This is a genomic window from Geodermatophilus marinus (assembly GCF_003428645.1).
Taxonomy (GTDB): Bacteria; Actinomycetota; Actinomycetes; order Mycobacteriales; family Geodermatophilaceae; genus Geodermatophilus.
This window is the reverse complement of the sequence record NZ_QVQH01000016.1, coordinates 71,765-98,440: the sequence shown is the minus strand read 5'-3', so window position 1 is coordinate 98,440 and position 26,676 is coordinate 71,765. Positions and strand designations below refer to the sequence as shown.

21 protein-coding genes are annotated in these 26,676 nt (G+C 75.8%); 6 read left to right on the top strand and 15 right to left on the bottom strand.

Going from position 1 to position 26,676, the window contains the following annotated elements; genetic code table 11:
• Positions 1 to 7: 7 nt before the first annotated feature.
• Complete coding sequence (locus D0Z06_RS16990; protein WP_233517753.1) at positions 8 to 1,435, bottom strand: dihydrolipoyl dehydrogenase family protein; 1,428 nt, start codon at positions 1,433 to 1,435, stop codon at positions 8 to 10.
• A gap of 34 nt (positions 1,436 to 1,469) precedes the next feature.
• On the opposite strand from D0Z06_RS16990, the gene D0Z06_RS16985 reads away from it, so the two are divergent.
• The 3 genes from D0Z06_RS16985 to D0Z06_RS16975 are packed head-to-tail and all read left to right on the top strand — an operon-like array spanning position 1,470 to position 5,770.
• Positions 1,470 to 1,961 carry a flavin reductase family protein gene (locus tag D0Z06_RS16985; protein WP_117378728.1) on the top strand — a complete coding sequence of 164 codons (492 nt, stop codon included), beginning with the start codon at positions 1,470 to 1,472 and terminating at the stop codon, positions 1,959 to 1,961.
• 54 nt (positions 1,962 to 2,015) lie between these two features.
• A complete protein-coding gene (locus D0Z06_RS16980) occupies positions 2,016 to 4,619 on the top strand; it encodes a bifunctional FO biosynthesis protein CofGH (protein ID WP_117378727.1) in 2,604 nt (867 codons plus the stop codon).
• Entirely contained in the window at positions 4,619 to 5,770 is a 1,152-nt protein-coding gene (locus D0Z06_RS16975; RefSeq protein WP_117378726.1) for a glycerate kinase, read from the top strand. The genes D0Z06_RS16980 and D0Z06_RS16975 overlap by 1 nt, the downstream gene beginning before the upstream one ends.
• Here the strand turns inward: D0Z06_RS16975 and D0Z06_RS16970 are convergent.
• The 12 genes from D0Z06_RS16970 to D0Z06_RS16915 form a co-directional block, all read right to left on the bottom strand.
• Entirely contained in the window at positions 5,748 to 6,482 is a 735-nt protein-coding gene (locus D0Z06_RS16970; protein ID WP_255419355.1) for a DeoR/GlpR family DNA-binding transcription regulator, read from the bottom strand. The two genes, D0Z06_RS16975 and D0Z06_RS16970, sit on opposite strands and share 23 nt — an antisense overlap.
• A 53-nt stretch (positions 6,483 to 6,535) precedes the next feature.
• Positions 6,536 to 7,573 (bottom strand): 4-hydroxythreonine-4-phosphate dehydrogenase PdxA, encoded by a 1,038-nt coding sequence (gene pdxA, locus D0Z06_RS16965; RefSeq protein ID WP_117378725.1) that lies wholly within the window; start codon positions 7,571 to 7,573, stop codon positions 6,536 to 6,538.
• A gap of 13 nt (positions 7,574 to 7,586) precedes the next feature.
• A complete protein-coding gene (locus D0Z06_RS16960; protein WP_117378724.1) occupies positions 7,587 to 8,912 on the bottom strand; it encodes a four-carbon acid sugar kinase family protein in 1,326 nt (441 codons plus the stop codon).
• A gap of 10 nt (positions 8,913 to 8,922) precedes the next feature.
• On the bottom strand, positions 8,923 to 10,431 hold the full coding sequence (locus D0Z06_RS16955; protein WP_117378723.1) for a GntP family permease: 1,509 nt from the start codon (positions 10,429 to 10,431) through the stop codon (positions 8,923 to 8,925).
• Between the two features lie 138 nt (positions 10,432 to 10,569).
• Positions 10,570 to 12,411 (bottom strand): putative bifunctional diguanylate cyclase/phosphodiesterase, encoded by a 1,842-nt coding sequence (locus D0Z06_RS16950; RefSeq protein WP_117378748.1) that lies wholly within the window; start codon positions 12,409 to 12,411, stop codon positions 10,570 to 10,572.
• 108 nt (positions 12,412 to 12,519) lie between these two features.
• Positions 12,520 to 13,362, bottom strand: coding sequence for an HAD-IIA family hydrolase (locus D0Z06_RS16945; RefSeq protein WP_117378722.1), 843 nt, complete (start codon positions 13,360 to 13,362; stop codon positions 12,520 to 12,522).
• Positions 13,355 to 14,833 (bottom strand): biotin carboxyl carrier protein, encoded by a 1,479-nt coding sequence (locus tag D0Z06_RS16940; RefSeq protein ID WP_117378721.1) that lies wholly within the window; start codon positions 14,831 to 14,833, stop codon positions 13,355 to 13,357. Before D0Z06_RS16940 ends, D0Z06_RS16945 begins: the two co-directional genes overlap by 8 nt.
• Positions 14,833 to 16,212: an acetyl-CoA carboxylase biotin carboxylase subunit gene (locus D0Z06_RS16935; protein ID WP_117378720.1), complete on the bottom strand. Its 1,380-nt coding sequence runs from the start codon at positions 16,210 to 16,212 to the stop codon at positions 14,833 to 14,835. Before D0Z06_RS16935 ends, D0Z06_RS16940 begins: the two co-directional genes overlap by 1 nt.
• Positions 16,205 to 16,702: an acetyl-CoA carboxylase biotin carboxyl carrier protein gene (locus tag D0Z06_RS16930; protein ID WP_233517752.1), complete on the bottom strand. Its 498-nt coding sequence runs from the start codon at positions 16,700 to 16,702 to the stop codon at positions 16,205 to 16,207. The genes D0Z06_RS16935 and D0Z06_RS16930 overlap by 8 nt, the downstream gene beginning before the upstream one ends.
• Positions 16,703 to 16,708: 6 nt before the next feature.
• Positions 16,709 to 17,800, bottom strand: a complete 1,092-nt coding sequence (locus D0Z06_RS16925) for a PEP/pyruvate-binding domain-containing protein (RefSeq protein ID WP_233517751.1) — start codon at positions 17,798 to 17,800, stop codon at positions 16,709 to 16,711.
• 15 nt (positions 17,801 to 17,815) lie between these two features.
• Positions 17,816 to 19,624, bottom strand: a complete 1,809-nt coding sequence (locus tag D0Z06_RS16920) for a PEP-utilizing enzyme (protein WP_117378718.1) — start codon at positions 19,622 to 19,624, stop codon at positions 17,816 to 17,818.
• Positions 19,625 to 19,646: 22 nt separating this feature from the next.
• Complete coding sequence (locus tag D0Z06_RS16915) at positions 19,647 to 21,641, bottom strand: acetoacetate--CoA ligase (RefSeq protein ID WP_117378717.1); 1,995 nt, start codon at positions 21,639 to 21,641, stop codon at positions 19,647 to 19,649.
• A gap of 80 nt (positions 21,642 to 21,721) precedes the next feature.
• Between D0Z06_RS16915 and D0Z06_RS16910 the strand changes: the two genes are divergently transcribed.
• Positions 21,722 to 22,576, top strand: coding sequence for an IclR family transcriptional regulator domain-containing protein (locus D0Z06_RS16910; RefSeq protein ID WP_117378716.1), 855 nt, complete (start codon positions 21,722 to 21,724; stop codon positions 22,574 to 22,576).
• Between the two features lie 10 nt (positions 22,577 to 22,586).
• Positions 22,587 to 23,600, top strand: a complete 1,014-nt coding sequence (locus tag D0Z06_RS16905; protein WP_117378715.1) for an NADPH:quinone reductase — start codon at positions 22,587 to 22,589, stop codon at positions 23,598 to 23,600.
• 61 nt (positions 23,601 to 23,661) lie between these two features.
• On the opposite strand, the gene D0Z06_RS16900 is transcribed toward D0Z06_RS16905, so the two are convergent.
• The gene (locus tag D0Z06_RS16900) at positions 23,662 to 23,991 is read right to left on the bottom strand and encodes a cupin domain-containing protein (protein WP_117378746.1); all 330 of its coding nucleotides are present in this window, start codon (positions 23,989 to 23,991) and stop codon (positions 23,662 to 23,664) included.
• 220 nt (positions 23,992 to 24,211) lie between these two features.
• Between D0Z06_RS16900 and D0Z06_RS16895 the strand changes: the two genes are divergently transcribed.
• Entirely contained in the window at positions 24,212 to 25,420 is a 1,209-nt protein-coding gene (locus D0Z06_RS16895; RefSeq protein ID WP_117378714.1) for a globin domain-containing protein, read from the top strand.
• Between the two features lie 98 nt (positions 25,421 to 25,518).
• On the opposite strand, the gene D0Z06_RS16890 is transcribed toward D0Z06_RS16895, so the two are convergent.
• Entirely contained in the window at positions 25,519 to 26,673 is a 1,155-nt protein-coding gene (locus D0Z06_RS16890) for an acyl-CoA dehydrogenase family protein (RefSeq protein WP_117378713.1), read from the bottom strand.
• Between the last annotated feature and the right edge of the window lie 3 nt (positions 26,674 to 26,676).

Genomic DNA, 26,676 nt, shown 5'->3' with positions numbered 1-26,676 from the left:
GGGCCGGTCAGCCGTCCCGCCAGGCCTCCAGCAGCCGCAGCCAGATCTCGCTCACCGTCGGGTAGGCCGGCACGGCGTGCCAGAGCCGGGCGATCGGCACCCGGCCCACCACGGCGATCGTCGCGGCGTGCAGCAGCTCGGCGACGTCGGCGCCGATGAACGTGGCGCCGAGCAGCACCTCGCGCTCGGTGTCCACCACGGCGACCGCGGTGCCCTCGTACCCGTCGGCGAGCAGCGCGGCGCCGGCCACGCCACCCAGCGGGTAGGTGACCGCGCGGTGCGGCAGCCCGGCCGCCTCGGCCCCCGCCCGGGTCAGCCCGACGGAGGCCACCTGCGGGCGGGTGAACACCACCGAGGGGACGGCGGCGGTGTCGGCGGTCGCCGCCCACGGCGCCCAGGCGTCGGGCCGCACCTGCTCGCCCCGCGCCCGGGCGGCGATCGCCGCCCCCGCCTGCCGCGCCTCGTACTTGCCCATGTGGGTCAACGGGGCGCGGCCGTTGACGTCCCCCACCCCGTAGAGCCAGTCGGAGCCGCGCACGAGCAGGGTGTCGTCGACGTCCAGGTACTCCCCCGGCGTCAGGCCGACGGTCTCCAGCCCCGCGTCGCCGGTGCGGGCGGCCCGGCCCACCGCCACGAGCACCTCGTCGCCGCGGACCTCGCCGTCGGAGGTGGTCAGCACCACCTCGGTGCCCTCCCGGCGCGCGGCGGTGACCTCCGCGTCCAGCCGGACGTCGACCCCGGCCGCCCGCAGGGCCGCCGCGACCGCCTCGCCGGCCTCGGGCTCGGCGCCGTCGAGCAGCTGCTCGTCCCGCTGCAGCACGGTGACCCGCGCGCCCAGGTCGGACCAGGCGGTGGCCATCTCGCAGCCGACGTAGCCGCCACCGAGCACGAGCAGCCGGCCGGGCGGCTCCTTGGCGCTGGTCGCGTCCCGCGGGACCCAGGGGTCGACGTCGGCCAGCCCGTCGACCGGCGGGAGGACCGGCTGCGAGCCGGTGCACACCGCCACGGCGTGCCGGGCGGTCAGCCGGGTGGTGCTGCCGTCGTCGGCGGTGACCACGACGCTGCGCTCGCCGTCGAGCCGGCCGGTGCCGCGCAGCAGGGCGATGCCGGCGCCGCGCACCCACTCCACCTGCGGGGAGTCGTCCCAGTCGTGGGTGAAGGTGTCGCGGCGGGCGAGCGTGGCGGCGACGTCCTGGTCCCCGGTGACCGCCTGCCGGGCGCCGTCGACGGCGCGGGCCGCGGCCAGCACGTCCCCGCCCCGCAGCAGCGCCTTGCTCGGCATGCAGGCCCAGTACGAGCACTCCCCACCGACCAGCTCGGCCTCCACCAGCGCCGCGGTCAGCCCGCCGCGGACGACGGCGTCGGCCACGTTCTCCCCCGTCGACCCGCCGCCCAGCACGACCACGTCGTAGGTCTTCCCGTCAGCGTCGCTCACCGGGTCATCCTGTCGGTGTGGTCGACTGGCCGCCATGCCGGTCTCCCCCCGCGAGTACGCCGACGCGCTGCGCCAGTACGCCGCCGGGGTGTGCCTGCTGACCGTCCGCGACGGCATCGACGACGTCGGCACGACCGTCTCCTCGGTGATGAGCGTCTCGGCCGCCCCGCCGCTGGTCGCCGTCGGTCTGGCCGCGGACGGCTACCCGGCCGAGGTGCTGGCCGAGGTGGGCTCGTGCGGGCTGACCGTGCTCGGGGCGCAGCACGCGATCGTCGCCAGCCGGTTCGCCTCGGCCGGCCGGCCCAGCGCCCGCCACCTGCTGGAGGGGGTGCCCTGGGAGCGGGCCGGGGGCAGCGGCGCGATCGTGCTGACCGACGCCCCCGCGGCGCTGGACTGCCGGCTGCACCGGGTCGTCCCCGCCGGCGACCACCTGCTGGTGCTGCTCGAGGTCACCGGGATGCCGGCGCTGCGCGAGGACGCCGTCCCGCTGCTGCGGCTGCGCGGCCGGTACGCCGGCCTGCACTGACACCGGCGCCGGGCGGGAACCTGCCCGGCACCCGCGGGGGCTAGCGTGCAGGTGATGAGCGAGCAGCCGACCGTCCAGCCGAACGCGCTGCGCCGGGCCCTGGCCCGGGCCGAGCGCGGCGCCACGCTGGACGCCTCCGAGGCCGAGACCCTGCTGGCCGCCCGCGGCCTGGGCGAGGGCGAGCCGCTGGACCGGCTGCTCACCGCCGCCGGCCGGGTCCGCGACGCCGGCCTGGCCTCCGCCGGCCGGCCCGGCGTGGTGACCTACAGCCGCAAGGTCTTCATCCCGCTCACCCACCTGTGCCGCGACCGCTGCCACTACTGCACGTTCGTCACCACGCCCGGGCAGCTGCGCCGGGAGGGGAAGGCGCCGTTCCTCTCCCCCGACGAGGTGCTCGACGTCGCCCGGGCCGGTGCCGCGCTGGGCTGCAAGGAGGCGCTGTTCACCCTCGGCGACCGGCCCGAGGACCGCTGGCCGGTCGCCCGCGAGTGGCTGGAGGCGCACGGCTTCGACTCCACCCCGGGCTACCTGCGGGCGATGGCGATCCGGGTGCTCGAGGAGACCGGCCTCCTGCCGCACCTCAACCCCGGGGTGATGACCTGGGAGGAGATCCAGCGGCTCAAGCCGGTGTCGGCGTCGATGGGCATGATGCTGGAGACGACCGCGACCCGGCTGTGGTCGCAGCGGGGCGGCCCGCACTTCGGCTCCCCGGACAAGGAGCCCGCCGTCCGGCTGCGGGTGCTGGAGGACGCCGGCCGCTCCGCCGTCCCGTTCACCACCGGGGTGCTGCTGGGCATCGGGGAGGACGCCGCCGAGCGGGTGGACGCCGTCCTGCGGATCCGCGCCGCGCACGCCCGGCACGGGCACGTGCAGGAGGTCATCGTCCAGAACTTCCGGGCCAAACCGCGCACCGCGATGGCCGCCTCCGCCGACCTGGAGCTGCAGGAGTACGTCGCCGCGGTCGCGGTCACCCGGCTGCTGCTGGGCCCGAAGGCCCGGGTGCAGGCCCCGCCGAACCTGTCGGACTCCACCGAGCTCGGCCTGCTGCTGCGCGCCGGCGTCGACGACTGGGGCGGGGTCAGCCCCCTGACCCCCGACCACGTCAACCCCGAGCGGCCCTGGCCGAACATCGACAAGCTGGCCGCGCTGTCGGCCGAGGCCGGGTTCACCCTCCGCGAGCGGCTGGCCGCCCAGCCGCCGTACGTGCTGGCCCCCGAGCCGTGGCTGGACCCCCGGGTGCGCCCGCACGTGTCGGCGCTGGCCGGCCCCGACGGGCTGGCGGTGGAGGGCCGGCTGCCCGCCGGGCTGCCGTGGCAGGAGCCGGACGACGCCTGGACGGCCAGCGGCCGGGTCGACCTGCACGTCGAGGTCGACACCGTCGGGCGCACCGGTGACCGGCGCAGCGACTTCGACGCCGTCTACGGCGACTGGGCCGAGTTGCGCGACCGCACCGAGGGCGCCCGCGACGGTTCCTCGACCGCGCTGGCCGTCGGCGACCCGGAGGTGCACGCGGCGCTGCGCCGGGCCGAGACCGACCCGGCCGGGCTGACCGACGCGCAGTACCTGGCGCTGCTGGGCGCCGACGGGGCCGACCTGGAGGCGCTGTGCGCGCTGGCCGACGCCGTCCGCCGGGACACCGTCGGCGACGACGTCACCTACGTGGTCAACCGGAACATCAACTTCACCAACGTCTGCTACACCGGCTGCCGGTTCTGCGCCTTCGCCCAGCGGCGCACCGACGCCGACGCCTACACCCTCTCCCTGCAGCAGGTCGGCGACCGGGTCGACGAAGCGTGGGCGGCCGGGGCCACCGAGATCTGCATGCAGGGGGGCATCCACCCCGACCTGCCCGGCACCGCATACCTCGAGCTGGCCCGCGAGGTGAAGCGCCGGCAGCCCGGCATCCACCTGCACGCCTTCTCCCCCATGGAGATCGTCAACGGGGCGGCCCGCACCGGGCTGTCGTTCGCCGAGTTCCTCGCCGCGGCGAAGGAGGCCGGGCTGGACAGCGTGCCGGGCACCGCGGCGGAGATCCTCGACGACGACGTCCGGTGGGTGCTCACCAAGGGGAAGCTGCCCGCGGCGACCTGGGTGGAGATCATCAGCACCGCGCACCGGGTGGGCATCCCGACGACCTCGACGATGATGTACGGCCACGTCGACACCCCCGCGCACTGGGTGGCGCACCTGCGCACGCTGGCCGCCCTGCAGGACGACACCGGCGGGTTCACCGAGTTCGTGCTGCTGCCGTTCGTGCACCACAGCTCGCCGATCTACCTCGCCGGCGTGGCCCGGCCCGGGCCGACGGTGCGGGAGAACCGCGCCGTGCACGCGGTCGCCCGGCTGCTGCTGCACGGCCGGATCGCCAACGTGCAGACCTCGTGGGTGAAGCTCGGCGACGTCGGCACCCGGACCGTCCTGCAGGGCGGGGCCAACGACCTCGGCGGCACGCTGATGGAGGAGACGATCAGCCGGATGGCCGGCAGCGAGAACGGCTCGCTGAAGACCATCGCCGAGCTCGAGGCGATGGCCGCCGCGATCGGCCGCCCCGCGCGGCAGCGCACCACGGAGTACGGCACCCCGTCGGCCGAGCGGCTGGCCACCGCGCGGTCGGAGGAGGGCCGCCGCCGGCTCACCCTCTCCCTCACCCCGCGCTGATGACGACGAGCAGGGTGCCCCGCGTCCTCCTCGCCCCCGACAAGTTCAAGGGCTCCCTGCCGGCCCCCGAGGTCGCCGCGGCGCTGGCCCGCGGCCTGACCCGGGCCCGCCCCGACGCCGAGGTGGTCGCGCTGCCGGTGGCCGACGGCGGCGAGGGCACGCTGGCGGCGGCGGTCGCCGCGGGGTTCACCCGGGTGCCGGCGACCGCCACCGGCCCGACCGGGGAGCCGGTCGGCACCGCCTGGGCGCGGTCGGGGGGCACCGCGGTCGTGGAGATGGCCGACGTCTCGGGCCTCGCCCGGCTGCCGGGGGGCCGGGCCGCCCCGCGGACGGCGACCAGCCGGGGCACCGGGGAGCTCGTCGCCGCGGCCCTCGACGCCGGCGCCCGGCGCGTCGTGCTCGGCATCGGCGGCAGCGCGACCACCGACGGCGGGGCGGGGCTCCTGCAGGCGCTCGGCGTGCGGCTGCTCGACGCCGACGGGGTCGAGCTCGGCCCGGGCGGGGCGGCGCTGGAGCGGCTGGCGCGGGTCGACCTCGCCGGGCGGCACCCGGCGCTGGCCGGGGCCGAGGTGCTGGTCGCCTGCGACGTCGACAACCCGCTCACCGGGCCGGAGGGCGCGGCCGCGGTCTACGGCCCGCAGAAGGGCGCCGGCCCCGACGACGTCGCGCTGCTCGACCGGTGCCTGGGCCGCTTCGCCGACGTCGTGGCCGCCGCCACGGGCCGGGACCTGCGCGGGGAGCCCGGGGCGGGCGCCGCCGGCGGGGTGGGCTTCGCCGCCCTCGCCGTCCTCGGGGCGGCGCTGCGACCGGGCATCGGCCTGCTGCTGGACCTGCTCGACTTCCCCGGCCACGTCCGCGGCGCCGACCTGGTGGTGACCGGGGAGGGGTCGCTGGACGAGCAGTCGCTGCGCGGCAAGGCGCCGGTGGGGGTGGCCCGCGTCGCGCGGGAGGCCGGCGCGACGGTGGTCGCGGTCTGCGGCGTCCGGGCGCTCGACGACGCGCAGCTGCGCGCGGCCGGCTTCGCGGCCGCCTACGCGCTGGCCGACCTCGAGCCCGACCCGGCGCGCAGCATGGCCGGGGCCGCGCCGCTGCTGGAGCGGCTGGGCGCCGAGCTGCTCGGGCAGCACCTCACGGCGCGACCCGCACGCTGACCCCGCGCCGGTCGAAGGCCGCCGCGGTGGCCGGGGGGATGCCGGCGTCGGTGACCACCGTCCAGTCCGGCCCGATGCCGAGGTAGGCCGGGGCCGCCCCGGCGGTGAACTTCGAGGAGTCCGCCAGCAGCACCACCCGGCGCGCCCGGCCGGCGGCCACCTCCTTGACCCAGGTCTCCTCCACCGTGGGCTCCCCCAGCCCCCGCTCGGGGTCGACGGTGTCCGCGCCGAGGAAGGCCACGTCGAAGGCCAGCCGGTCCAGCGCGACCGCGGCCAGCGGGCCGATCAGGCCGTGGCTGAGCGGCTGCACCTGCCCGCCCACCACGACGACGCGCAGGTCGGCGGAGCGGGACAGCAGCAGCGCCGCCTCCAGCCCGCGGGTCACCACGGTGAGCGGGCCGGCGCCGGCGAGCACCCGGGCCAGCGCGAGGCAGGTGGTCCCGGCGTCCAGGAAGACCGTCCCCCCGGGCGGCACGAGCCCGGCGGCGGCCGCCGCGACGGCCCGCTTGGCCTGCGCGTGCAGCCGCGCGCTCTCGCCGAAGGACCGCTCGTGGAGGACGTCGTCGCGGACCAGCGCACCGCCGTAGGTCCGGGCGATCCGGCCCTCGCGCTGCAGCCGGGCGAGGTCGCGGCGCACCGTCGACGGCGACACCCCGACCCGCTCGGCCAGGGCCTCGACGCCGTCGACGCCGGTGCGCAGCAGCTCCAGCAGCTCGGCGTGGCGCTGCTGGGTGGCCCGCCGGGCGCCGGTGCCCTCGGGGGGGCTCAGGGCGCGTACGCCTTGCGGATGGTGTCGGCGAACGGCGCGTAGTCGACGGCGGCGAGGTAGGCCGACAGCATCGTGCCGGCGCCGGCCCTGCCGGTGCCGGCGATGTCGAAGGCGGTGCCGTGGTCGACCGAGGTGCGCAGGATCGGCAGCCCGACCGTCACCGAGATGGTCCCGTCGAAGTCGAACGTCTTGGCCGGGATGTGCCCCTGGTCGTGGAAGTGCGACAGCACGCCGTCGTAGCGGCCCACCAGCCCCTGGTGGAACACCGAGTCGGCCGGGATCGGCCCGCGCACGTCGAGCCCCTTCCCGCGCGCCGCCTCGCAGGCCGGGCCGATGTGCACGATCTCCTCGTCCCCGAAGTTGCCGTTCTCCCCGCCGTGCGGGTTGAGCGCGGCCACGGCCAGGCGGGGGTGCTCCACCCCGAAGACCTGCAGCGCGGTGTGCGCCCGGTGGATCGCCCCCTCCACCCGCTCCGCGGTGATCTGCTCGATGGCCGTGCGGAGCGCGACGTGCCGGGTGGTGAAGAAGATCCGCAGGTGGTGGCCCTCCTGCGCGGTGTTGCGGACGACGAACATCGTGTCCTGCTGGGTGACGCCGGTGAGCTCGCCGAGCATCTCGGTGTGGCCCAGGTGCTTCGACCCGGCCGCCCAGATCGCCTCCTTGTTGATCGGGCTGGTGACCACGCCGGCCACCTGGCCGTCGAGCGCGGCCCGGGTGGCCAGCTCGATCGCGGCGACGGCGGCGCGGCCGGCCCGCTCGTCGACCTCCCCCCACTCCGGGACGTCGTCGCCGAGGACGCCGGTGTCGACGACGTCGATGACGCCGTCGACCGGCTCGGTGTCGAAGCCGGCCACGGTGCGCACCTCGACGTCGAGGCCCATGGCCCGGGCGCCGCGGCGCAGGGCGGCGGGGTCGCCGACCGCGACGCCGTGGTGGTCGGCGGCGCCCGCGGTCCGGGCCAGCGTGGCGGCGGTGATCTCCGGGCCGATGCCGACCGGGTCACCCAAGGTGACGGCGAGGACGTGTCGGGTCATGTCGTTGCTCCTGTCAGTACGGGGTGCGGGACTCGGCCGACGTCACGTGCCGGCGGTTGAGCTCGACCGTGCGGCGCAGGTGGTCGACGCACGCCACGGTGGTACCCGCGTCGCCGACCAACCCGCCCTTGGTGACCACCTGCAACCCGTCCCAGGGGCCGCCGACCACGCTGCCGGCGACGGCGAGCGGCACGACCTCCTCGGCGATCTCCAGGCCGTGCGAGCCGAGCTCGGCCAGCACCGCGGCCGTGACGTCGCCGCCGGTGGTGAACAGGCCCTCGACGGCGTGCGTCTCCAGGTTGCGCCGCACGGCCCGCGCCAGCTCCCGGGGGATGCGGTCGGCGTCCGCGGGCGCGGCGCCCCGGACGTCGGCGTCCTCGAGCGCGGTGGCCAGGACGACGACGTCGTCCTGCCCGGCCGCGGTGAGCAGCTCGTCGAGGAGCGCGGTGGTGGCGTCGACGTCGGGCACGATGCCGCCGGCCGGCGTGGGCACCCGGTGCAGGTGGGCACCGCGCTCGCCGGCCAGCTGGCGCAGCTGCCGGCGGGTCAGCACGGTCGCAGAGCCGGAGACCACGAGCAGCGGCGCCCCGCGAGCGGCGCCGTCCAGGCCGAGGGCGCGGGCCATGGCCACCGACGCGGGCCCGGGGTCGCTGGTGACCCACACGACGCCCGTGCCCTCGGCGGCGGCGACCGCGGCCTCGGCGACGCGGTCGAGGTGCTCGGCGGTGGTGGCGTCGGCGACGACCAGCTCCGCGCCGCCGTCCAGCGCCGCGCGGACGGCGGCGACCAGCTCGTCGCGCGGGCCGGTGACCGCGGCCATGTCGAGCACCCGCGCGGCCAGGGCGGCCTGCTGGCGGATGATCCCGACCACGTCGGAGGTGCGCATCGGGGTCCGGGCGTCGCGGGCCACCTCGGTCTCCTCGAGCCGCCGCCCGCCGAGCAGCTGGTGGCCGCCGATGGTGTGCCGGCCGGCGGCCGGGTGCGCCGGCGCGCACAGCGCCACCGCCCGCGCGCCGGTCAGCCCGGCCACCTCCTCGAGCACCGCCGCGGTGGTGGCGCCGACGTTGCCGCGCAGCGTGGTGTCGATGCGGTTGCACACCAGCCGCACCGGCCAGCCGGCCCGCACGACCTCGCGGGCCCGCTGCTGGGCGGTGCGCGGGTCGGCGTGCCGGCTGTCGGTGGTGGCCACGACGACGTCGAAGCGGGACACCATCTCGGTGACGACGTCCCCGCGCTCGGCCGCGCTGGCCGTCACCGCGCGCAGCCCGGCCGAGGCGAAGCCGGCCGCGGCGGCGTTGGCGCCGGTGAGGTCGTCGGCGACCACGAGCACGGAGGCCACGGGCGCGGCCTCAGAGGAACAGGCTCGCGACGAGCAGCAGGGGCAGCGAGGCCGCCCAGACCGCCGTCGTGATGCCCGACCAGCCGCGCAGGGCGGCGGTGCCGTCGAGCCCGGTGAAGCGGGTGACGACCCAGAAGTAGGAGTCGTTGAAGTAGCTGAAGACCATGGAGCCGGCGCAGCAGGCGAGGGCGGCCAGCAGCGGGGACAGCCCGATGGTGGCGACCAGCGGCGCGGTGACCGAGGCCGCGGTGATCATCGCGACCGTGCCCGAGCCCTGGGCCACGCGCACCAGCGAGGCGACGACGAACGGGATGAGGACCGCCGGCAGCGAGAGGTCCGCGATCGCCTCGGCGAGCGCGTCCCCGACACCGGAGTCGCGCAGCACCTGGCCGAGCGCACCGCCGGCACCGGTGATGAGGATGATCAGCCCGGCGGAGGCGGCCGCGTCGGCCAGCCAGCCGTGCACCCGCTTGCGCGGCGTCCAGCGCGGCAGCAGCAGGTAGACGGCCAGGACGATGCCGACGATGAGGGCGACGACCGGGTTGCCGACGAAGGCCAGGACCGCGGCCCAGGCCGACGGGGTGTAGTCGGCGTTCGGGTCCAGGACCCCCTGGGCGTTGCGGTCGATCGCCGTGGCGACCGTGTTGAGCACGATGAGGAGCAGGGGCACGAGCAGCGGCAGGGCGGCCAGCCCGAAGCCGACCCGGTGCGGCTGCTCGCCCTCGGGGGCCTCGCCGAGCTGGTGGCTGAGCGGCTCGTCGGACGGCGGCTCGCCGCCGGCGGGCGGGCTGGTCGGCCCGCCGGTCTCGGTGAGCGCGGCCCCGCCGCCCGAGGACGCCCCGGTGGTCGGCGAGGGGGCGCGGCTGCCGGCGTACACGGCCTCGCGCACCGTCTCGTCCACCTCGGGCTCGAGCCTGGGCCCGATCCAGCTCGCGTAGCCGATGACCACCGGCACGAGCAGCACGGTGAAGACCAGCCCGGCGAGGATGAGCGCGCCCAGGTCGGCGCCGAGGATGCCGGCCACGCCCAGCGGGCCGGGGGTCGGCGGCACGAGGTGGTGCGTGAGCGTCATCCCGCAGCCCAGCGCGAGGGCGAGGGTGACGTAGCGGCCCCGCAGCCGGCGGGCGATCGACCGCGCCAGCGGGTTCATGATCACGTAGCCGGAGTCGCAGAACACGGGGATCGACACGACCGCGCCCGTGCCCGCCATCGCCCAGTGCTCGCGCCCCCGGCCCAGCGCCCGGACGAAGGTGCGGGCCAGCGCGTCGGCGGCACCGGAGACCTCGAGCACCTTGCCGATGGCCACACCCAGGCCGATCACGATGCCGATCGAGGCCAGCGTGTTGCCGAAGCCGGTGGTGATCGAGGTGATCGTCTCCCCCGCCGGCGAGCCGGCCACGAAGCCGGTCACCAGGGCCGCGACGAGCAGCGCCACGAAGGCGTCGAGCCGGGTGCGGAGGACCAGGACGACGATCGTCGCGATGCCGAGCAGCAGGGCCAGGAGCAGTTTCACGTCCACGCGGGTACCTCCTCGTCGTCCCCCGCCGTCGGGGGACGCCCCGGCTATGGTGCGCGACACACCTGCGCAGTGCAAGCGCTACCGAGGGAAAACCTGCGCACTTCACGCAGGTCTGCGGCCGGTCCCGGTACGGCGCGGTCAGGCCCCGGCGGGGACCGGCGGGGCGGCGTGCTCGTCGCCGCGGCGGTGGGCGTCGGCCGGCTGCGGCCGGCCGAACAGGTAGCCCTGGGCGTGCGAGCAGGTCAGGTCGTCGAGCACCGCCCGCTGCACCTCGGTCTCGACGCCCTCCGCGACGACCTCGAGGTGCAGGCTGCGGGCCAGCTCGATGATCGAGGAGACCAGGGTGGTCGACGGTCCCCCCGGCCGCAGGTCCTGCACGAAGCTGCGGTCGATCTTGACGATGTCGGCCGGCAGCCGGCGCAGGTAGGACAGGCTCGAGTAGCCGGTGCCGAAGTCGTCGATGGCGATCCGCACGCCGAGCGCCCGCAGCGCGTGCAGCTGGTCGATCACCGTGTCGACGTCGCGGACCAGGACCCCCTCGGTGACCTCGAGGGTCAGCTGCCCGGCGGGCAGCCCGGTGTCGGCCAGCACGTCGGCGACGCGGCGCACGATGTCGTCGTCGGTCAGCTGCCGCGGGGAGAGGTTCACCGCGATGCCGAGCGGCTGCCCCGAGCCGGCCGACCACGCGGCCGCCTGGCGGACCGCCCGGTCCAGGACCCAGCGGCCGATCTCGACGATATGCCCGCTCTCCTCGGCCAGCGGCACGAACTCCGCCGGCGGGACCAGCCCGCGCCGCGGGTGGCGCCAGCGGACCAGGGCCTCGTAGCCGGTGGTGCGGCCGGCGGCCAGCTCGACCGTCGGCTGGTAGTAGACCTCGAGCTGGCCGGCCCGGGTGGCGACGGCGAGGTCGGCACCGAGCGTGGCCCGGTCCTCGGCGGCCTGCGCCATGCCCTCGGTGTAGCGGACCAGCCGGTTCTTCCCGAGGCCCTTGGCCCGGTACATGGCCAGGTCGGCGTTGTGCAGCAGGGTCCCGGCGCGTCGGTCGGCGGCGGTGGTGCTGTCGGCCACGCCGATGCTCAGCCCGATCACCAGCGGCCGGCCGCCCACCGGCAGCGGCTCGGCCACCGCCCGCAGCACCCGTTCGCCGATCGTGACGGCGGTGTCGGGGCCGCCGTCGACGACGACGGCGAACTCGTCACCGCCGAGCCGGGCGACCTCGTCGCCGGCGCGGACGCAGGAGCGCAGCCGGTCGGCCACGGTCAGCAGCAGCTGGTCACCGGCGGCGTGCCCGCGGGAGTCGTTGACGTCCTTGAAGTCGTCGAGGTCGACGAAGAGCACGCTCACCGGCCCGGACCGCCGCTGCAGCAGCCGGTCGGCGGTCTCCACCAGCAGGGTCCGGTTGGCCAGCCCGGTCAGCGGGTCGCGCAGCCCCTGCTGCTCGTTGAGCCGCCACGAGGCCAGGTGGGCCAGGCTGGCGGCCAGGACGAAGGCGGCGTGGATGCCGGCCCAGACCCACGGGTCGTGGTGCGCCGCCGCGTGCCCGAAGACGGTGTGCGGCCACAGCATGCCGAGGACGCCGTGGTGCAGGACGACGACCAGCAGCGCGATGCCGAACGGCGCCCAGCTCTGGTACAGCGCCACCAGGCCGATGACGACGAAGAAGTGGAAGTGCGCCTCGGTGAGCCCGTCGAGCAGGTACACCAGCGCGACCGAGGCGGCGAGCAGGCTGACCGTGGTCGCGCCCGACCGCAGCCGGCGCCCGGCGCCGGGCAGGGCCGCGAAGGCCAGCGGGTAGCCCACCGCGACCAGGACGCCGGCGGCCACCGGGAGCGACTCGCCGAGCGCGAGCGCGAGCGGGCCCATCAGCACCGCCTGCGCGCCGGCGATCCGGAGCAGCACGCGGTGCCGGCGGTGCCAGACCGCGTCCGGCAGCAGCCGGCCCTCGGGGAGCAGCGCGGCCAGGCGCTGGTGCAGTCGCATCAGGTCCACGCAGAGGTCCTCGGCACGCCGGCCCCGGGGCGCGAGCCCGGAGGGGCGCGGCTCACCCGTCCGGGGGGCGGTGCCGAGCGCCGGCCGCGGCGGGCGCGGTCAGCCCCGCAGCAGCTCGGCCAGCGCGCCGACGTCGGGCAGGTCCAGGTGCGGGCGGACCTCGACCGGAAGATCGGTGAACGAGCCCGCGTGCCCGATGCCGGTGTGGACGGCGACGGCGAGCGCCCCACCGCGGTGCGCCATCGGCACCTCCAGCTCCGGGTCGTCCCCCACCACGACCAGGTCGGCGGGGGCCACCCCGAGCGAGCGGGCGGCGGTCCGCAGCGCCTGCAGCGACGGCTTGCCGACCACCTCCACCCGGGCGCCGGTGAGGTCGCGGACCACGGCGCTGATCACGCGGGAGGACCCGAGGGTGCGGCCCTCCGAGGTGGCGAAGTACGGCGACTGCGAGGCGCTGTAGTAGCGGGCGCCGCCCACCACCGTCCCCACCGCGGCCTCGAGGGCGTCGAAGGTGAGCTCCTGCCGGTACCAGCCGGCCATCACCGCGTCGGCGCGGGTGCCGCGCAGCGGTGGCAGGGTCTCGATGCCGGCGGCCTCCAGCGGCTCGGTGAGGCCCTTGCCGCCGAGCACCACGACCCGCCGGTGCCCCCGCCGGCGGAACACGTCGACCGCTGAGCTCGCCGGGGTCAGCACCGCCTCGGCGGGGACGGGCAGGCCGGCCCGCTGCAGCGCGTCGGCGCACTGCGCGGGGGTCTTCACCGTGCCGTTGGTGAAGACCCGGAACGGCAGGCCGCGCTCGGCGAGGGCCGCGAACAGCTCCCCCGCGCCGGGCAGCGGAGCCAGCCCGCGGTTCTCCCGGTCGCCGAGCACCAGCGTGCCGTCCATGTCGAGCACGACGCCGCCGGCCCGCCGCAACCGGTCGGCGACCCGCGGGTCAGCCACCGGTGCCCCCTCCTGAGCGGCGGACGGCGAGCCGGAAGCCGGGCTTGGCGACCGCGAGGTCGTGCACCGACCGCCGCGAGCCCAGCTCGGCCAGCAGCGACAGCACCGGCGCCAGCCCGGGGTCGGCGGACCGCGGCGCGGGGCCGGCGGCCAGCATCGCGTCCACCTGCTCGCCCGGCATGTGCGCCCGCAGCAGCAGCTCCTCGTCGCTGATCCCCCGGGGGAACCGGCGGCGCAGCTCCTCCGGCGGCGCCGGTGGCGGCTCGGCCGCCAGCTCCCGGGCCCGGGGGCGGTCGAGGATGCGGTCCCGCACGTCCGGGTCGACGGGGCCGGTGGGCCGGCCGAAGCTGCCCAGCACGTAGCGGACCACCTGGTCGGGCACGGTGGCGTAGCGCTCGCCGAGCACGTTGAACAGCGCCTGGGAGACCACCATCTGCGGGAACGGCGTGACCATGATCGGGTGGCCGAGCTCGGCGCGGACCCGGCCGACCTCCTCGACCAGCGCCTCGAACCGGTCCTCCATGCCGATCTCGCGCAGCTGCCGGCGGGTCGTCGTCATCACGCCGCCGGCGATCTGGTGGTGGAAGAAGGCCGCGTCGAAGTCCTGCGGCGTGCCCACCGGGAGCTCCTCGGCGGCGGCCAGCCGGTCGAAGAAGCCGCAGACCAGGTCGAGCGCCCGGTCGTCGACGTCGACGGTGTGCCCCATCTCGCGGAGGTTGGCGACCGTGCGCCGCACCTCCGGCAGCGACGACCCGTTGCCCAGCGGCCCGCAGCCGGTCTGCACCACCTCGACGCCCAGGTCCGGCGCGATCGAGTAGGTGAGCGGGGACAGCCCGATGGTGGCGTGGGAGTGCAGCTCCAGCGGCGTCGTCCCGAGCGCTGCCCGGATCGCGGGCAGCAGCGTCCGCGCGCGCTCGGCGGTGAGGATGCCGGCCGGGTCCTTGACGTAGACCCGGTCGAAGTGCGGCCACCCGGCCATCTGCCCGGCCAGGTCGGCGTAGAACGCGTCGTCGTGCACCGCGCTGACGGTGAAGGTCAGCGCGCCGATCACCTCCTCGACGCCGGCCTTCTTGAGCATCGCCGCCGTCGTGCGGGCGGCGTCCATGTCGTGCATCGGGTCGAGCACGACCACCCGGTCGATGCCGTTGACCACCAGCCGGTCGTAGACCAGCTGCATGGTGTCCGGGTGGGACCGCTCCCAGGAGATGAACCGGAAGCCGGTGCCGATGAACTGCAGCCTCGTCCTCGGCACCAGCGCGCGGGTCCGCCGGATGCGCTCCCACGGGTCCTCGCGGTGGGTCCGGACGGCGACCCCCATCCAGGTCGACGAGCAGTAGTCCAGCGCCCGGAACCCGACCCGCTCCAGCAGGGGCGCGACCTGCAGCACGTGCCCGGTGCGCAGGCCGGTGGCGCCCCACAGGCTCTGGTTGCCGTCGCGGATCGAGACGTCGGCCAGCCCGACGTCGGCCATCAGCGCACCCCCACCGGTCGCGGCCCCGCGGCCCCCAGGAACCGCTCGAAGAAGGTCGTGTCCACGCCGCCGGCGCGGAACTCCGGGTCGGCCAGCAGCGCCTCGTGCAGGGGCACGGTCGTGGCCGGCCCCTCGATCCGCAGCAGGCGCAGCGCCGCACGTGCCCGGGCCAGCGCGTCGGCCCGGTCGGTGCCGTGGACGACCAGCTTGGCCAGCAGCGAGTCGTAGAACGGCGGCACCACCGAGCCGCCCTGCACGGCGGTGTCCACGCGGATGCCGTCGCCGGCCGGCAGGACCACCCGCCGGACCTGCCCGGGCGACGGCCGGAAGTCGTGCGCCCAGTCCTCGGCGTTGATCCGGCACTCGACCGCGTGCCCGGTGAGGACGACGTCCTCCTGCCGCAGCCGCAGCGGCAGGCCCTCGGCCACGGCGAGCTGCTCGGCGACCAGGTCCAGGCCGGTGACCAGCTCGGTGACCGGGTGCTCCACCTGGATGCGGGCGTTCATCTCCAGGAAGGAGAAGGTGCCGCGCTCGCGGTCCACCAGCAGCTCCACGGTGCCCAGCCCGCGGTAGCCGAGGTGCCGGGCCAGGGCCAGCGCGGCCTCGGCCATGTCCCGCCGCAGCCGGGCCGGCAGCAGCGGCGCGGGCGCCTCCTCGAGCAGCTTCTGGTAGCGGCGCTGCACCGAGCAGTCGCGGTCGCCGAGGGCGACGGCGTCGGTGCCGTCACCGAGGACCTGCACCTCGACGTGCCGGCCGGAGGCGACGAACCGCTCCAGGTAGACCCGCGGGTCGCCGAACGCGGCCGCGGCCTCCGAGACGGCCAGGTCGAGCACGTGCGCGAGATCGGCCGGGTCGCGCACCAGCTTCATGCCGCGCCCACCGCCCCCGCCGACCGCCTTCACCAGCAGCGGGTACCCGACCTCGGCGGCCACCGCCCGGGCGCCGGCCAGGTCGGTGGCCTCGCCGCCCGGCACGACCGGCAGCCCGGCGGCCACCGCGTGCGCCCGGGCGCTGAGCTTGTCGCCGACCGCCGCCAGCACCCCCGGGTCCGGCCCGACGAAGACCACGCCGGCGTCGGCGCAGGCGCGGGCCAGCGCCGGGTTCTCCGACAGGAAGCCGTAACCGGGGTGCACCGCGTCGGCGCCCACCGCGACCGCGGCCCGCACCACGGCGGCCGGGTCGAGGTAGCTCGCCGACGGCGCGGCCGGGCCGAGCCGGACCACCCGGTCGGCGAGCCGCGCGGGCAGGGAGCGCAGGTCGGCGTCGGAGGCGGCGAGCACCGACTCGACGCCCAGCCGCGTGCAGGTGCGCACGACCCGCGCGGCGATCTCCCCGCGGTTGGCGACCAGCAGGCGGCGGATCCGCCGACCGCTAGCCACCCGTCGCCCCGTCCCCGGCCGGGCGCACCAGCAGCAGGACGGCGTCCTCCGCCGCGAACTCGCCGTCGCCCGTGCGGAACTCGACGGCCGTGCCCCGGACGCCCGCGTGCACCGGCGTCATCATCTTCATGGTCTCCACGATGCCGACGACCGTGTCCTCCTCCACCGGGTCACCGGCGTCCAGGAAGGGCGGCGCCCCCGGCTGCGGGGCCCGGTAGAAGGTGCCGAGCAACGGGGGGCGCACCGCGACCAGCCCCTCGGGGACGTCGGCCGGCGGGGCGCCGGGGCCGCGGTCGCCCTCCGGGGCCCCCTCCCGGCCGTCCTCGACCAGCACCGGCTCGCGGTGCACCCGCTGCTCGACGGTCCACCCGCTCGCGCCCTCGCGGCGGACGGTGAGGGTCAGGTCGGCCAGCTCCAGGTGCATCTCGTCCAGGCCGCTGGAGTCGAGCACCCGCAGGACGTCGCGGACGTCGTCCGGGCTCAGCTGCACCCGCGCTCACCCCCTCGCCGGCGGCTGCTTGCCGCCGAACAGCGCGAAGACGTGGTCGAAGGCCCGCTCGGAGGGGACCGCGACCGGGGCCGCGGTCCGCTGGGCGTCCCGCTCGGCCCACGTCGTCTCGGGCCGGCTCTGCAGCAGGTGCACCGCGCCGTCGGACTCGGCCACCGCCCACTCGACGTCCTGCGGGCAGCCGTAGTGCTCCTCCACCCGGCGGGCGGTGGCCACGAGCTCGGCGATCTCCGCGTCGGAGACCGACGGGCGGTCCCGCAGCTCCTCCGGGACGTCGGCCTCCACCACCCCGCTGCCCGAGGGGTCCGGGCGGTGCCAGCGGGTCTTCGTGGCGACGGTGCGCCGGGTGATCTCGCCGGTCACCTTGCTGACGACGAACGAGTCCGGGGTGACGTCGCCGCCGACCACGGCCGAGCCGAGCCCCCAGCTCGCGTCGATGGCCACCACCGAGCGGTCCCCGCTGACCGGGCTGCGGGTGAACATCACCCCGGAGCTGCGGGCGTCGACCATCCGCTGCACCACCACGGCCATGCGCAGGTCGGTCTCCGGGATGCCGCGGCGGCGCCGGTAGGTCACCGACTCCGCGCTGTAGAGGCTGGCCCAGCAGCGGCGCACGGAGGCCACCACCGCGTCCCCGCCGCGCACCCACAGGTAGGTGTCCTGCAGGCCGGCGAAGCTGTCCTCGGCGCTGTCCTCGCCGGTCGCGCTGGAGCGGACCGCGACGGGCAGGTCGGGGTGCCCGCACTCGTCGCACAGCGCCGCGTAGCCGGCGGCGATCGCGTCGGCGAGGTCGGCCGGCAGCGGAGCGGACGCCACCACGTCCCGGACCCGCGCGGTCGCCGCCGCCACGCCCTCGGCGTCGGCCGGGTCGAGCGCGGCCACGCGGGCGGCGACCGGCTCGCCGTCGAGGGCGAGGTGCCCGACCGCCCGGGCGAACGCCGCGGTGGTCACCGCGAACCCGGTGGGCACGCGGATCCCCGCGCGCAGCAGCTCGCCGAGGCTCGCGCCCTTGCCGCCGACGCGCGGGACGTCGTCGCGGCCCACGTCGCGGACGTGCAGCACCGGTGCGGTCGTGGTCATCACGGTCCCCACCGGTCAGCGCAGGACGGTGACGACGCCGCGGTCGCCGTCGACGCGGACCCGGTCGCCGGTCCGGATCCGGGAGGTGGCCCGACCGGTGCCCACGACCGCGGGCATGCCGTACTCGCGGGCGACGATCGCGGCGTGCGACATCGTGCCGCCGATGTCGGAGACCGCGGCGGCGATCTTGCCGAAGACCGGGCCCCAGCTCGGTGCGGTGACCGGGCAGACGAGGATCTCGCCCTCGCGGATCCGCCCGATCTCGTTGACGCCGGAGAGCACCCGCGCGACGCCCTCGACCACGCCCGGCGAGGCGGCGTAGCCGCGGACGACGTCCTCGTCGAGCTCCTCGTCCCCGAGCCAGGTCTGGATGGTCTCGTCGGTGATGCCCCAGAGCATCTTCACGGCGGGGTCGTTGAGCGCCTCGGGCACCGGGCCCAGAGCGGGGGGCGGTGACCACCCGGCGAGCGCCGCCAGGATCCGCTTGCGCTCGGCGACGACCGGCTGCCAGTGCCGGGCACCGAGCTCGGTGCCGCCCGACGCCCAGGCCAGCTGGACGTCGGCGAGGGCGTCCTCCACCTCGACGTGCCGCAGGTGGAAGACGTCGTCGGCCTCGGCGAGCACGCCGCGGTCGGCCAGCAGCCGGCCGAAGGCGCGGATCTTCTGGAAGAACCGGGTGGTGAACCAGTGCTCGCAGTAGAACTTGTGCGACTCGATGTAGGGGAACACCATCCGGCACAGGCCGAGCATCTGGTCGAAGGCGGCCCTCTCCTCGTCGCTGCCGAGCAGCGCGCGGTACTCGCCGGCGATGCGCTCGCGCTCCTCGGCCAGCCGCTCGGTGGGCCGGGTGAGGTCGGCGCCGGCCCGGACCTGCTCGACGTAGCGGGGCAGCGCCGCGAACGGCACGGTCAGGTCGTCGGCCCACGACAGGTGGTGGTGGTAGAAGCCGTCGCCGGTGGAGACGTGGAACCACGGGTCCTTGGACCGCTCGAACGCGGCCAGCCAGCGGGCGCCGGGGTCACCGCGCTCGGCGAGGGCGGCCAGCACCTTCGGCGGCTCGGCGCCCTCGACGAACAGGTCGGCGAGGTCGAGCTCGACGGCGAGCGCGGCCAGCTTCTTCAGCTCGTCGTCGGGCCGGTACATGGTGACGTCCATGCCGGCGACCATCCGGGCCACCGTCTGGTCGCCGATCTCCGGGAAGGCGTTGCGGCAGAACTCGAAGAAGACGACGTAGGCGCCGTAGCCGAGCATGAGGAACTCGGTGTGGTGGTGCCACATCCGCGAGTACAGGTCGATGCAGCGGTGGAAGTTCTCCCGGAGGAAGTGGTTGGACGCCACGCCGCGGGCCTCCATGACCACCGCCAGGTCGTCGAGCTCGCCGAGCTGCGGCACCTCGACGGCCTCGATGTCGGCGATCAGCGCCTCGATCCGCTGCTGCCACTCGCCGTAGAGCCGGTCCCAGTTCGCGTAGTAGTGGCCGGCGCGCTCCTGGAAGTGCGGCAGCCGCCGGCCCTGCTCGGCCTCGTCGAGGACGGGGTTGGCGGTGATGTAGACCCGCCCGTGCAGGATCCGGTACTCGATGCCCATCGAGGTCGGCAGGGGGAACAGCCGCGCGGTGTTCGCGCCGATCGCGGTGTAGGGGATCTCGGAGGTGATCCCGTCGAAGGCCGGCACGACCTCCGGGAAGTGCATCGAGTTGTAGAACCAGAACCGCTGGTCGTCCTCGGGCTGGAACCGGCTGAAGTAGGGGTACATCTGCTCCCACCCCTCGGCGCCGGGAACCGGCTCGATCCGGGACGGCAGCGGGAACGAACGCTCGGCCATGGTCGGGCTCCTGTCGGTGGGCTCAGTCCTGGAGGGTGCGGGCGTAGGCGGCGAAGTCGGCGAGGGCGTCCGGGTCGGCCATCGCGGAGGGGTCGGCCACCTCGGCGGGGTCGGCGCCGAGCAGCACCCGGCGCACCGGGACCTCCATCTTCTTGCCGCTGCGGGTCAGCGGGATGGTGCGGACGGCGACGACGCGGTCGGGCACGTGCCGGGGGCTGTTCTCCTCGCGCAGCCGCCGGCGCAACCGCGCCTCGAGCTCCTCGTCGAGCTCGGCCCCCGGCGCGAGGGCCACGAACAGCGGCATGTGGCTCCTCCCGCCGGGCAGGTCGAGGTGGACGACGAGCGAGCTGACGACGGCGGGCTCGTCCTCGACGACGCGGTAGACCTCCGCGGTGCCGATCCGCACCCCGTGCCGGTTGAGGACGGCGTCGGACCGGCCCCGCACGAAGCACCCGCCCCGCTCGTCCACCTCCAGGAAGTCCCCGTGCCGCCACACGCCGGGGAAGGTCCCGAAGTAGCTCTCCCGGTACCGGGAGCCGTCCCCGTCGCCCCAGAGGAACAGCGGCATCGACGGCATCGGCGCGGTGACCACCAGCTCGCCGACCCGGCCCACGACCGGCCGCCCGTCGTCGTCCCAGGCCTCGGCGGCCACCCCCAGGCAGCGGCCCTGGATCTCCCCGGCCCGCACCGGGCGGGTCGGCACGCCGCCGACCAGGCCGGTGCAGATGTCGGTGCCGCCGCTGCCGGTGGCCACCCACAGGTCGTCCTTCACGTCGGAGTAGAACCAGGCGGTGATCGCCGGGGCCACCGGGGAGCCGGCCGGCATGACCACCTCGAGCGCGGAGAGGTCGAAGCGCTCCCGCGGCACGACGCCGGCCTTCTGCATGAGCTCGACGTGCGCCGGGCCGGCCCCGAAGAGGCGGGCCCGGCTGTCCTGGGCGATCCGCCACAGGACGTCGACCTCCGGGTGGGTCGGGTGGCCGTCGTAGAGGACCGGGACGACGCCGGAGGCCAGGGTGGTGACCAGGAAGTTCCACATCATCCAGCCGGTGGTGGTGTGGAAGAACGCGCGGTCGCCGGCGCGCAGGTCCATGTGCAGGGCCTGGGACTTGAGCTGCTCGAGGAGGATCCCGCCGTGCCCGTGCACCAGCGGCTTGGGCAGGCCGGTGGTGCCGGAGGAGAACAGCACCCACAGCGGGTGGTCGAAGGGCACCTGCGCGCAGGTGAACTCCTCCGCCGGCGTCGCCGGGCCGGCGAGGACGTCGGCCCACGCCGTCCCCGGCGCGTCGAGGCCGAGGACCGGCACGTGCAGCACCTCGCGCAGCCCGGGCAGCCCGGCGGCGAGGTCGGCCACCTCGCCGCGGCGGTCGAACTCGCGCCCGCCGTAGCGGTAGCCGTCGCAGGCGACCAGCACGACCGGGTCGAGCTGGCCCAGCCGGTCCAGCGCCCCCCGGGCGCCGAAGTCGGGTGAGACGGTGGCCCACACCGCGCCGACCGCGGCCGTCGCGACGCAGGCCACCACCGCCTCGGGCACGTTGGGCAGGTAGCCGGCGACCCGGTCGCCCGGGCGGACGCCGAGGGCCCGCAGCCGGCCGGCCACCGCCCGGACGGCGGCGGTGAACTCCTCCCAGGGCAGCTCGGTGACCGGCGAGCGCTCCGAGCAGTGCAGCAGCGCCGGGGTCCCCGGGCGCTCGGCCGCGAGGACGTGCTCGGCGAGGTTGAGCCGGGCCCCGGGGAACCAGCGGGCGCCGGGCATCCTCCGGTCGGCCAGCACGGCCGCCGTGGGCGGCGCCGAGGCGCGCACCCCGGAGAAGTCCCACACCGCCTGCCAGAAGCCGTCGAGGTCGGTGGTCGACCAGCGCCACAGCTCCTCGTACTCCCCGAACCGCCGGCCGGTGCGCTCCTCGGCGAACCGGGTGAAGGCCGCCAGCCGGGTGCCGGCGGCCCGCTCGGGCGACGGCGTCCAGAGGACGTCCCCCTCGCGGACGCTCGCACGGGCCCCGGACGTCATCGGCATGCCGGGACCCTGGCGCAGGGGCGGTGTGACCGGCAACACTCGCGGCGCCGGGTTTCGCAGGGTGAAAGGGAGCGCGGGCCGTGCGGGAGTACCGCGTCAAGCCGATCGAGTCGCTGTCGCGCGGGCTGCACGTCCTGGAGGTCCTGCGGGGGATGCGCGCGGCCAGCCCGCACGACCTGCACCGCGCGACCGGGATCCCGAAGCCGACGCTGATCCGGATCCTGTGGACCGCCCACCGGCACGGGCTGGTGTGGCGGCGGATGGTCGACGGCGCCTTCCTGCCCGCGCACACGCTGCAGCCGCGCAGCGCGGAGGACGACGAGGCCTGGCTGGTGGAGATCGCCTCCCCGGTGCTCGAGGAGCTCTCCCGCCGGCTGCAGTGGCCCTCGGTGCTGGCCGTGCCCCGGCTCGACCACATGGAGACGCTGGAGACCAACAGCTCCCGGACCTACTTCGACGTCCTCCCCCGGCGCCCGCACGGCTTCCGGGTGAACGTGCTGCGGTCGGCGTCGGGCCGGGCCTACCTGGCGTTCTGCCCGCCCGGGGAGCGGGCGGCGGTGCTGGCCCGGCTGCGGCAGCGTGACGTGCCGGCGCACCGGCTGGCCTTCGACGCCCCCGAGCTGGAGCGGGTGCTGGCGGCCACGCGGGAGCGCGGCTACGGGGTGCGCGCCGCGGATTTCGGCGGGGACTACGCGCGCCCGCGGGCGGAGGTCGACGACGGGCGCGAGTCGATCGCCGTCCCCGTCCGGTTCGGCGAGCGGGTGGCCGGCACGATCAACCTCACCTGGCGGCGGCAGGTGCTGTCCCGGACCGGGATGGTGCAGCGCCACCTCCCCGACCTGCGGGCCGCGGTGCGCACCGTCGAGGAGCGCGCCCGGGCCGCCGGCCTGTCCGGTCCGGGCCCGCACCGTGACCCGCGCCCGCGGACCGGGTAGGGAGGCCTGCGTGCGAGCCATCACCTACACCCAGCCCGGCGGTCCCGAGGTCCTCGAGCTCGTCGACCGCCCCGTCCCCGAGCCCGGCCCCGGCGAGGTCCGGGTCCGCCTCGCCTTCTCCGGCGTCAACCCCACCGACTGGAAGTCCCGCACCAGGGCCCGACCCGGCCCGGACGGCCAGGTGCCCAACCAGGACGGCGCGGGCACCGTCGACGCCGTCGGCCAGGGCGTCGACCCGGTGCTCGTCGGCGAGCGGGTGTGGGTCTGGGAGGCGGCCTGGCAGCGCCCGCACGGGACGGCCGCGGAGTACACCGTCGTCCCGGCCCGGCAGGCGGTGCTGCTCGGGGCCGCGCCGTCCTTCGAGCTCGGCGCCGCCCTCGGCATCCCGTTCCTCACCGCGCACCGCTGCCTGACCCTCGGGGAGACGGTGCCCGACCGGCTCGGCCCCGGGTCGCTGACCGGCCGCACCGTGCTGGTGCAGGGCGGGGCCGGCGCGGTCGGCAACGCCGCGATCCAGCTGGCCCGGTGGGCCGACGCGACGGTGATCACCACGGTGAGCAGCCCGCAGAAGGCCCAGCTGGCCGCCGCGGCCGGCGCCGACCACGTCGTCGACTACCGGCAGCAGGACGTCGTCGCCGAGGTGCGCAAGATCGCGCCGCGCGGCGTGGACGTGATCGCGGAGGTCAACCCGGCGGTCAATGCCGCCGTCGACGCGCAGGTCCTCGCGCAGCACGGGGCGGTGGCCCTCTACGCCGACGACGCCGGGGACGAGGTCACGATCCCGGTCCGCGCGCAGATGGTGCAGAACGCCCGCTGGCAGTTCGTGCTCGTCTACACCGAGCCCGAGCGGGCCAAGGCCCTCGGCGTCGAGGACGTCAACGCGGCGGTGCTCGACGGCGCCGTCCGGGTGGGCGGGGAGGCCGGGCTGCCGCTGCACGTGTACCCGCTGGCCGAGACCGCGGTGGCGCACCAGGCGGTGCAGGAGGGCGCCGTCGGCAAGGTGCTCGTCGACGTCACCGGCTGAGGTGGAGGGGATCCGTGGGCGTGACGCCCACGGATCCACCCCACCTCGGGTGCCGGCGCCGTCAGCGCTTGGCGACGGTCAGCAGGACGGTGGCCTCGCTGAGCGCCTCGAGGCTGTGCCTGGCCTGCGGGACCACGATGAGGTCCCCCTGCCGCCCTTCCCACGAGACGTCCCCCGCGGCCAGCCGCACCCGGCCGCTGAGCACCAGCACGGTCGCCTCGCCCGGGTTCTCGTGCTCGGCCAGCGACCGACCCGCGGCGAGGGCCACGACGGTCTGCCGGAGCGACTTCTCGTGACCGCCGTAGACGGTCTCGGCGGCCCGGCCGCTCGTCCCGGCACTGACCGCTCGGAGCAGCTGACGCCCGACGGCGTCCAGGCTGAGCTTGTTCACGGGCACTCCCCACGTCGCCCACCGCGGCGGGCTGCCCAGCAGGGCGGAGCGCACCGACGACGGGTCCACCGGCTCGTCCGCATCCCTTCCTACCAGTCGGTCCGGCAGGCACACGACGGATTGGTGGACCTCACCGACCGCAACTAACGTCGCCGGTGCCGGCAGCGACGGGGCCCGAGACGCGGCCCGTCGTGCTCCCCCACGACGGAAGGGAGACCACGTGCTCTCCGAGAAGTCCCGGCCGATCATCGAGGCGACGCTCCCCGTGGTCGGCGACAACATCGGGAAGATCGCCGAGCGCTTCTACCAGCACATGTTCGGCGAGCACCCCGACCTGCTCGACGGCACGTTCAACCGCGGCAACCAGGCCGAGGGCACCCAGCAGCAGGCGCTGGCCGGCTCGGTGGCGGTGTTCGCCAGCGCCCTGGTCGAGCACCCGGAGCGGCTGCCCGAGCACCTGCTCGACCGGGTGGCGCACAAGCACGCCTCGCTCGGCATCCGACCGGACCAGTACCAGGTCGTGCACGACAACCTGTTCTGGGCGATCGTCGACGTCCTCGGTGACGCGGTCACCCCCGAGGTCGCCGCCGCCTGGGACGAGGTCTACTGGCTGATGGCCTTCGCGCTGATCAACCAGGAGCGGGGCCTCTACAGCGCGCGCGGCGTGCGCCCGGAGACGGTGTGGCGCGACTGGGAGGTCGTGGACAAGGTCCGGGAGACCGACGACGTGGTGGTCTTCCGCTGCAAGCGCATCGACGACCGCCTGGTGAAGACCTCGCTGCCCGGCCAGTACGTCACGGTGCGCATGGCCATGCCGGACGGCGTCCGCCAGCCGCGGCAGTACAGCCTGACCTGCGCCGACGACGGCGAGCACCGCTCCTTCGCGGTCAAGCGCGTGCACGGCGGCGACAAGCCGGACGGCGAGGTGTCGAACCTCCTGCACGACCGCGTCGGGGTCGGTGACACGGTCACCATGTCGCTGCCGTTCGGGGACGTCGTCCTCGACGACTCCGGGCGGCCGGTCGTCTTCGCCAGCGCCGGCATCGGCATCACGCCGATGGCCGGGATGCTCTCCCACCTGGTCACCGCGGGGTCCCACCTGGACGTGACGCTGCTGCACGCCGACACCGACGAGGCCTCGTGGGCGCTGCGCCGCCAGGTGGTCGACGACGTCCACCGGCTGCCCGGCGGGTCGGTGCACGTCTGGTTCGAGCGGGGCGCCGAGTGCGGCCTGGAGGTGGACGGCGTCCACGCGGGGGCGATGGACCTCGCCGAGGTCGACCTGCCCGACGGCGCGGTCTACTACCTCTGCGGCCCGCTGCCGTTCATGAAGGCGGTGCGCAGCGCGCTGATCGACCGCGGCGTCCCGACCCGGGACATCCAGTACGAGGTGTTCGGCCCCGACCTGTGGCAGGCCGACGCCGACTAGGGCCCGCCCTGCCCCTGGAGGAGCAGGGGCAGGGGCGGTCACCCGTCAGGGGCCCTCCGCCTGCGCCTGCGTGGCGTGGGGCGAAGGGTGGTCCGCTGTCAGCCGACGCCGAGGTCGCGGGCGATGAGCATCCGCTGCACCTCGCTGGTGCCCTCGCCGATCTCCAGGATCTTGGCGTCGCGGTAGAACCGGCCGACCGGGAACTCGTTCATGAACCCGTAGCCGCCGTGCACCTGGGTGGCGTAGCGGGCGTTGTCCATGGCCACCTCGGAGCTGTACAGCTTGGCGATCGAGGCCTCGCGCTTGAACGGCTCGCCGCGCAGCATCTTCTCCGCCGCCCGGTAGTAGGCCAGCCGCGCGGTGGAGGCGCGCACCTCCATGTCGGCGATCATGAACTGCACCGCCTGGTTGCGGCCGATCGGCTGCCCGAACGCCTCCCGCTGCGCAGCGTACTTCACGCTCTCGTCGACGCAGCCCTGCGCGAGCCCGACCGCGAGCGCCGAGATCGCGATCCGCCCCTCGTCGAGGATGGAGAGGAACTGGGCGTAGCCGCGGCCCCGCTCGCCGATCAGGTTCTCCTCGGGCACCCGGCAGTCGGCGAAGGAGAGCTCGCGGGTGTCGGAGGCGTTCCAGCCGACCTTCGAGTAGCGCTGGCCGACGCCGAAACCCGGGGTCCCGGCGGGGATCGCGATCGCCGAGATCTCCTTGCCGCCGTCGGGGCGGGTGCCGGTCACCGCGGTGACCGTGACGACCGAGGTCAGCTCGGTGCCGGAGTTGGTGATGAAGGACTTCGACCCGTTGACCACCCAGTGCCCGTCCTCCAGGCGGGCGGTGGTGCGGGTGGCGCCGGCGTCCGAGCCGCCGCCGGGCTCGGTCAGCCCGAACGCGCCCAGCTCCTCACCGGAGCACAGCGCCGGCAGCCAGCGCTGCTTCTGCTCCTCGGTGCCGAAGCGGTAGATGGGCATGGCGCCGAGGGAGACCCCGGCCTCCACGGTGATCGCCATCGACGAGTCGACCCGGGCCAGCTCCTCGAGCGCCACGCACAGGTCGAAGTAGGTCCCGCCGCCGCCGCCGTACTCCTCGGGGAAGGGCAGGCCGAACAGGCCCAGCTCCCCCATCTGGCGCACGATGTGCACCGGGAACTCGTCGCGCTCGTAGTACTCGCCGATCTCCGGGGCGATCACGTCGTGGGCGAACTCGCGGACGGTCTTCCGCAGCGCCTCGGTCTCCTCGTCGAGCCGGTAGTCCAGCACGTC

Coding starts and splice junctions, on each gene's coding strand:
- D0Z06_RS16950 (WP_117378748.1), bottom strand. CDS start 12,411: ATGCGACTGCACCAGCGCCTGGCCGCGCTGCTCCCCGAGGGCCGGCTG.
- D0Z06_RS16985 (WP_117378728.1), top strand. CDS start 1,470: ATGCCGGTCTCCCCCCGCGAGTACGCCGACGCGCTGCGCCAGTACGCC.
- D0Z06_RS16940 (WP_117378721.1), bottom strand. CDS start 14,833: ATGGCCGACGTCGGGCTGGCCGACGTCTCGATCCGCGACGGCAACCAG.
- pdxA (WP_117378725.1), bottom strand. CDS start 7,573: ATGACCCGACACGTCCTCGCCGTCACCTTGGGTGACCCGGTCGGCATC.
- D0Z06_RS16980 (WP_117378727.1), top strand. CDS start 2,016: ATGAGCGAGCAGCCGACCGTCCAGCCGAACGCGCTGCGCCGGGCCCTG.
- D0Z06_RS16925 (WP_233517751.1), bottom strand. CDS start 17,800: ATGACCACGACCGCACCGGTGCTGCACGTCCGCGACGTGGGCCGCGAC.
- D0Z06_RS16920 (WP_117378718.1), bottom strand. CDS start 19,624: ATGGCCGAGCGTTCGTTCCCGCTGCCGTCCCGGATCGAGCCGGTTCCC.
- D0Z06_RS16915 (WP_117378717.1), bottom strand. CDS start 21,641: ATGCCGATGACGTCCGGGGCCCGTGCGAGCGTCCGCGAGGGGGACGTC.
- D0Z06_RS16975 (WP_117378726.1), top strand. CDS start 4,619: ATGACGACGAGCAGGGTGCCCCGCGTCCTCCTCGCCCCCGACAAGTTC.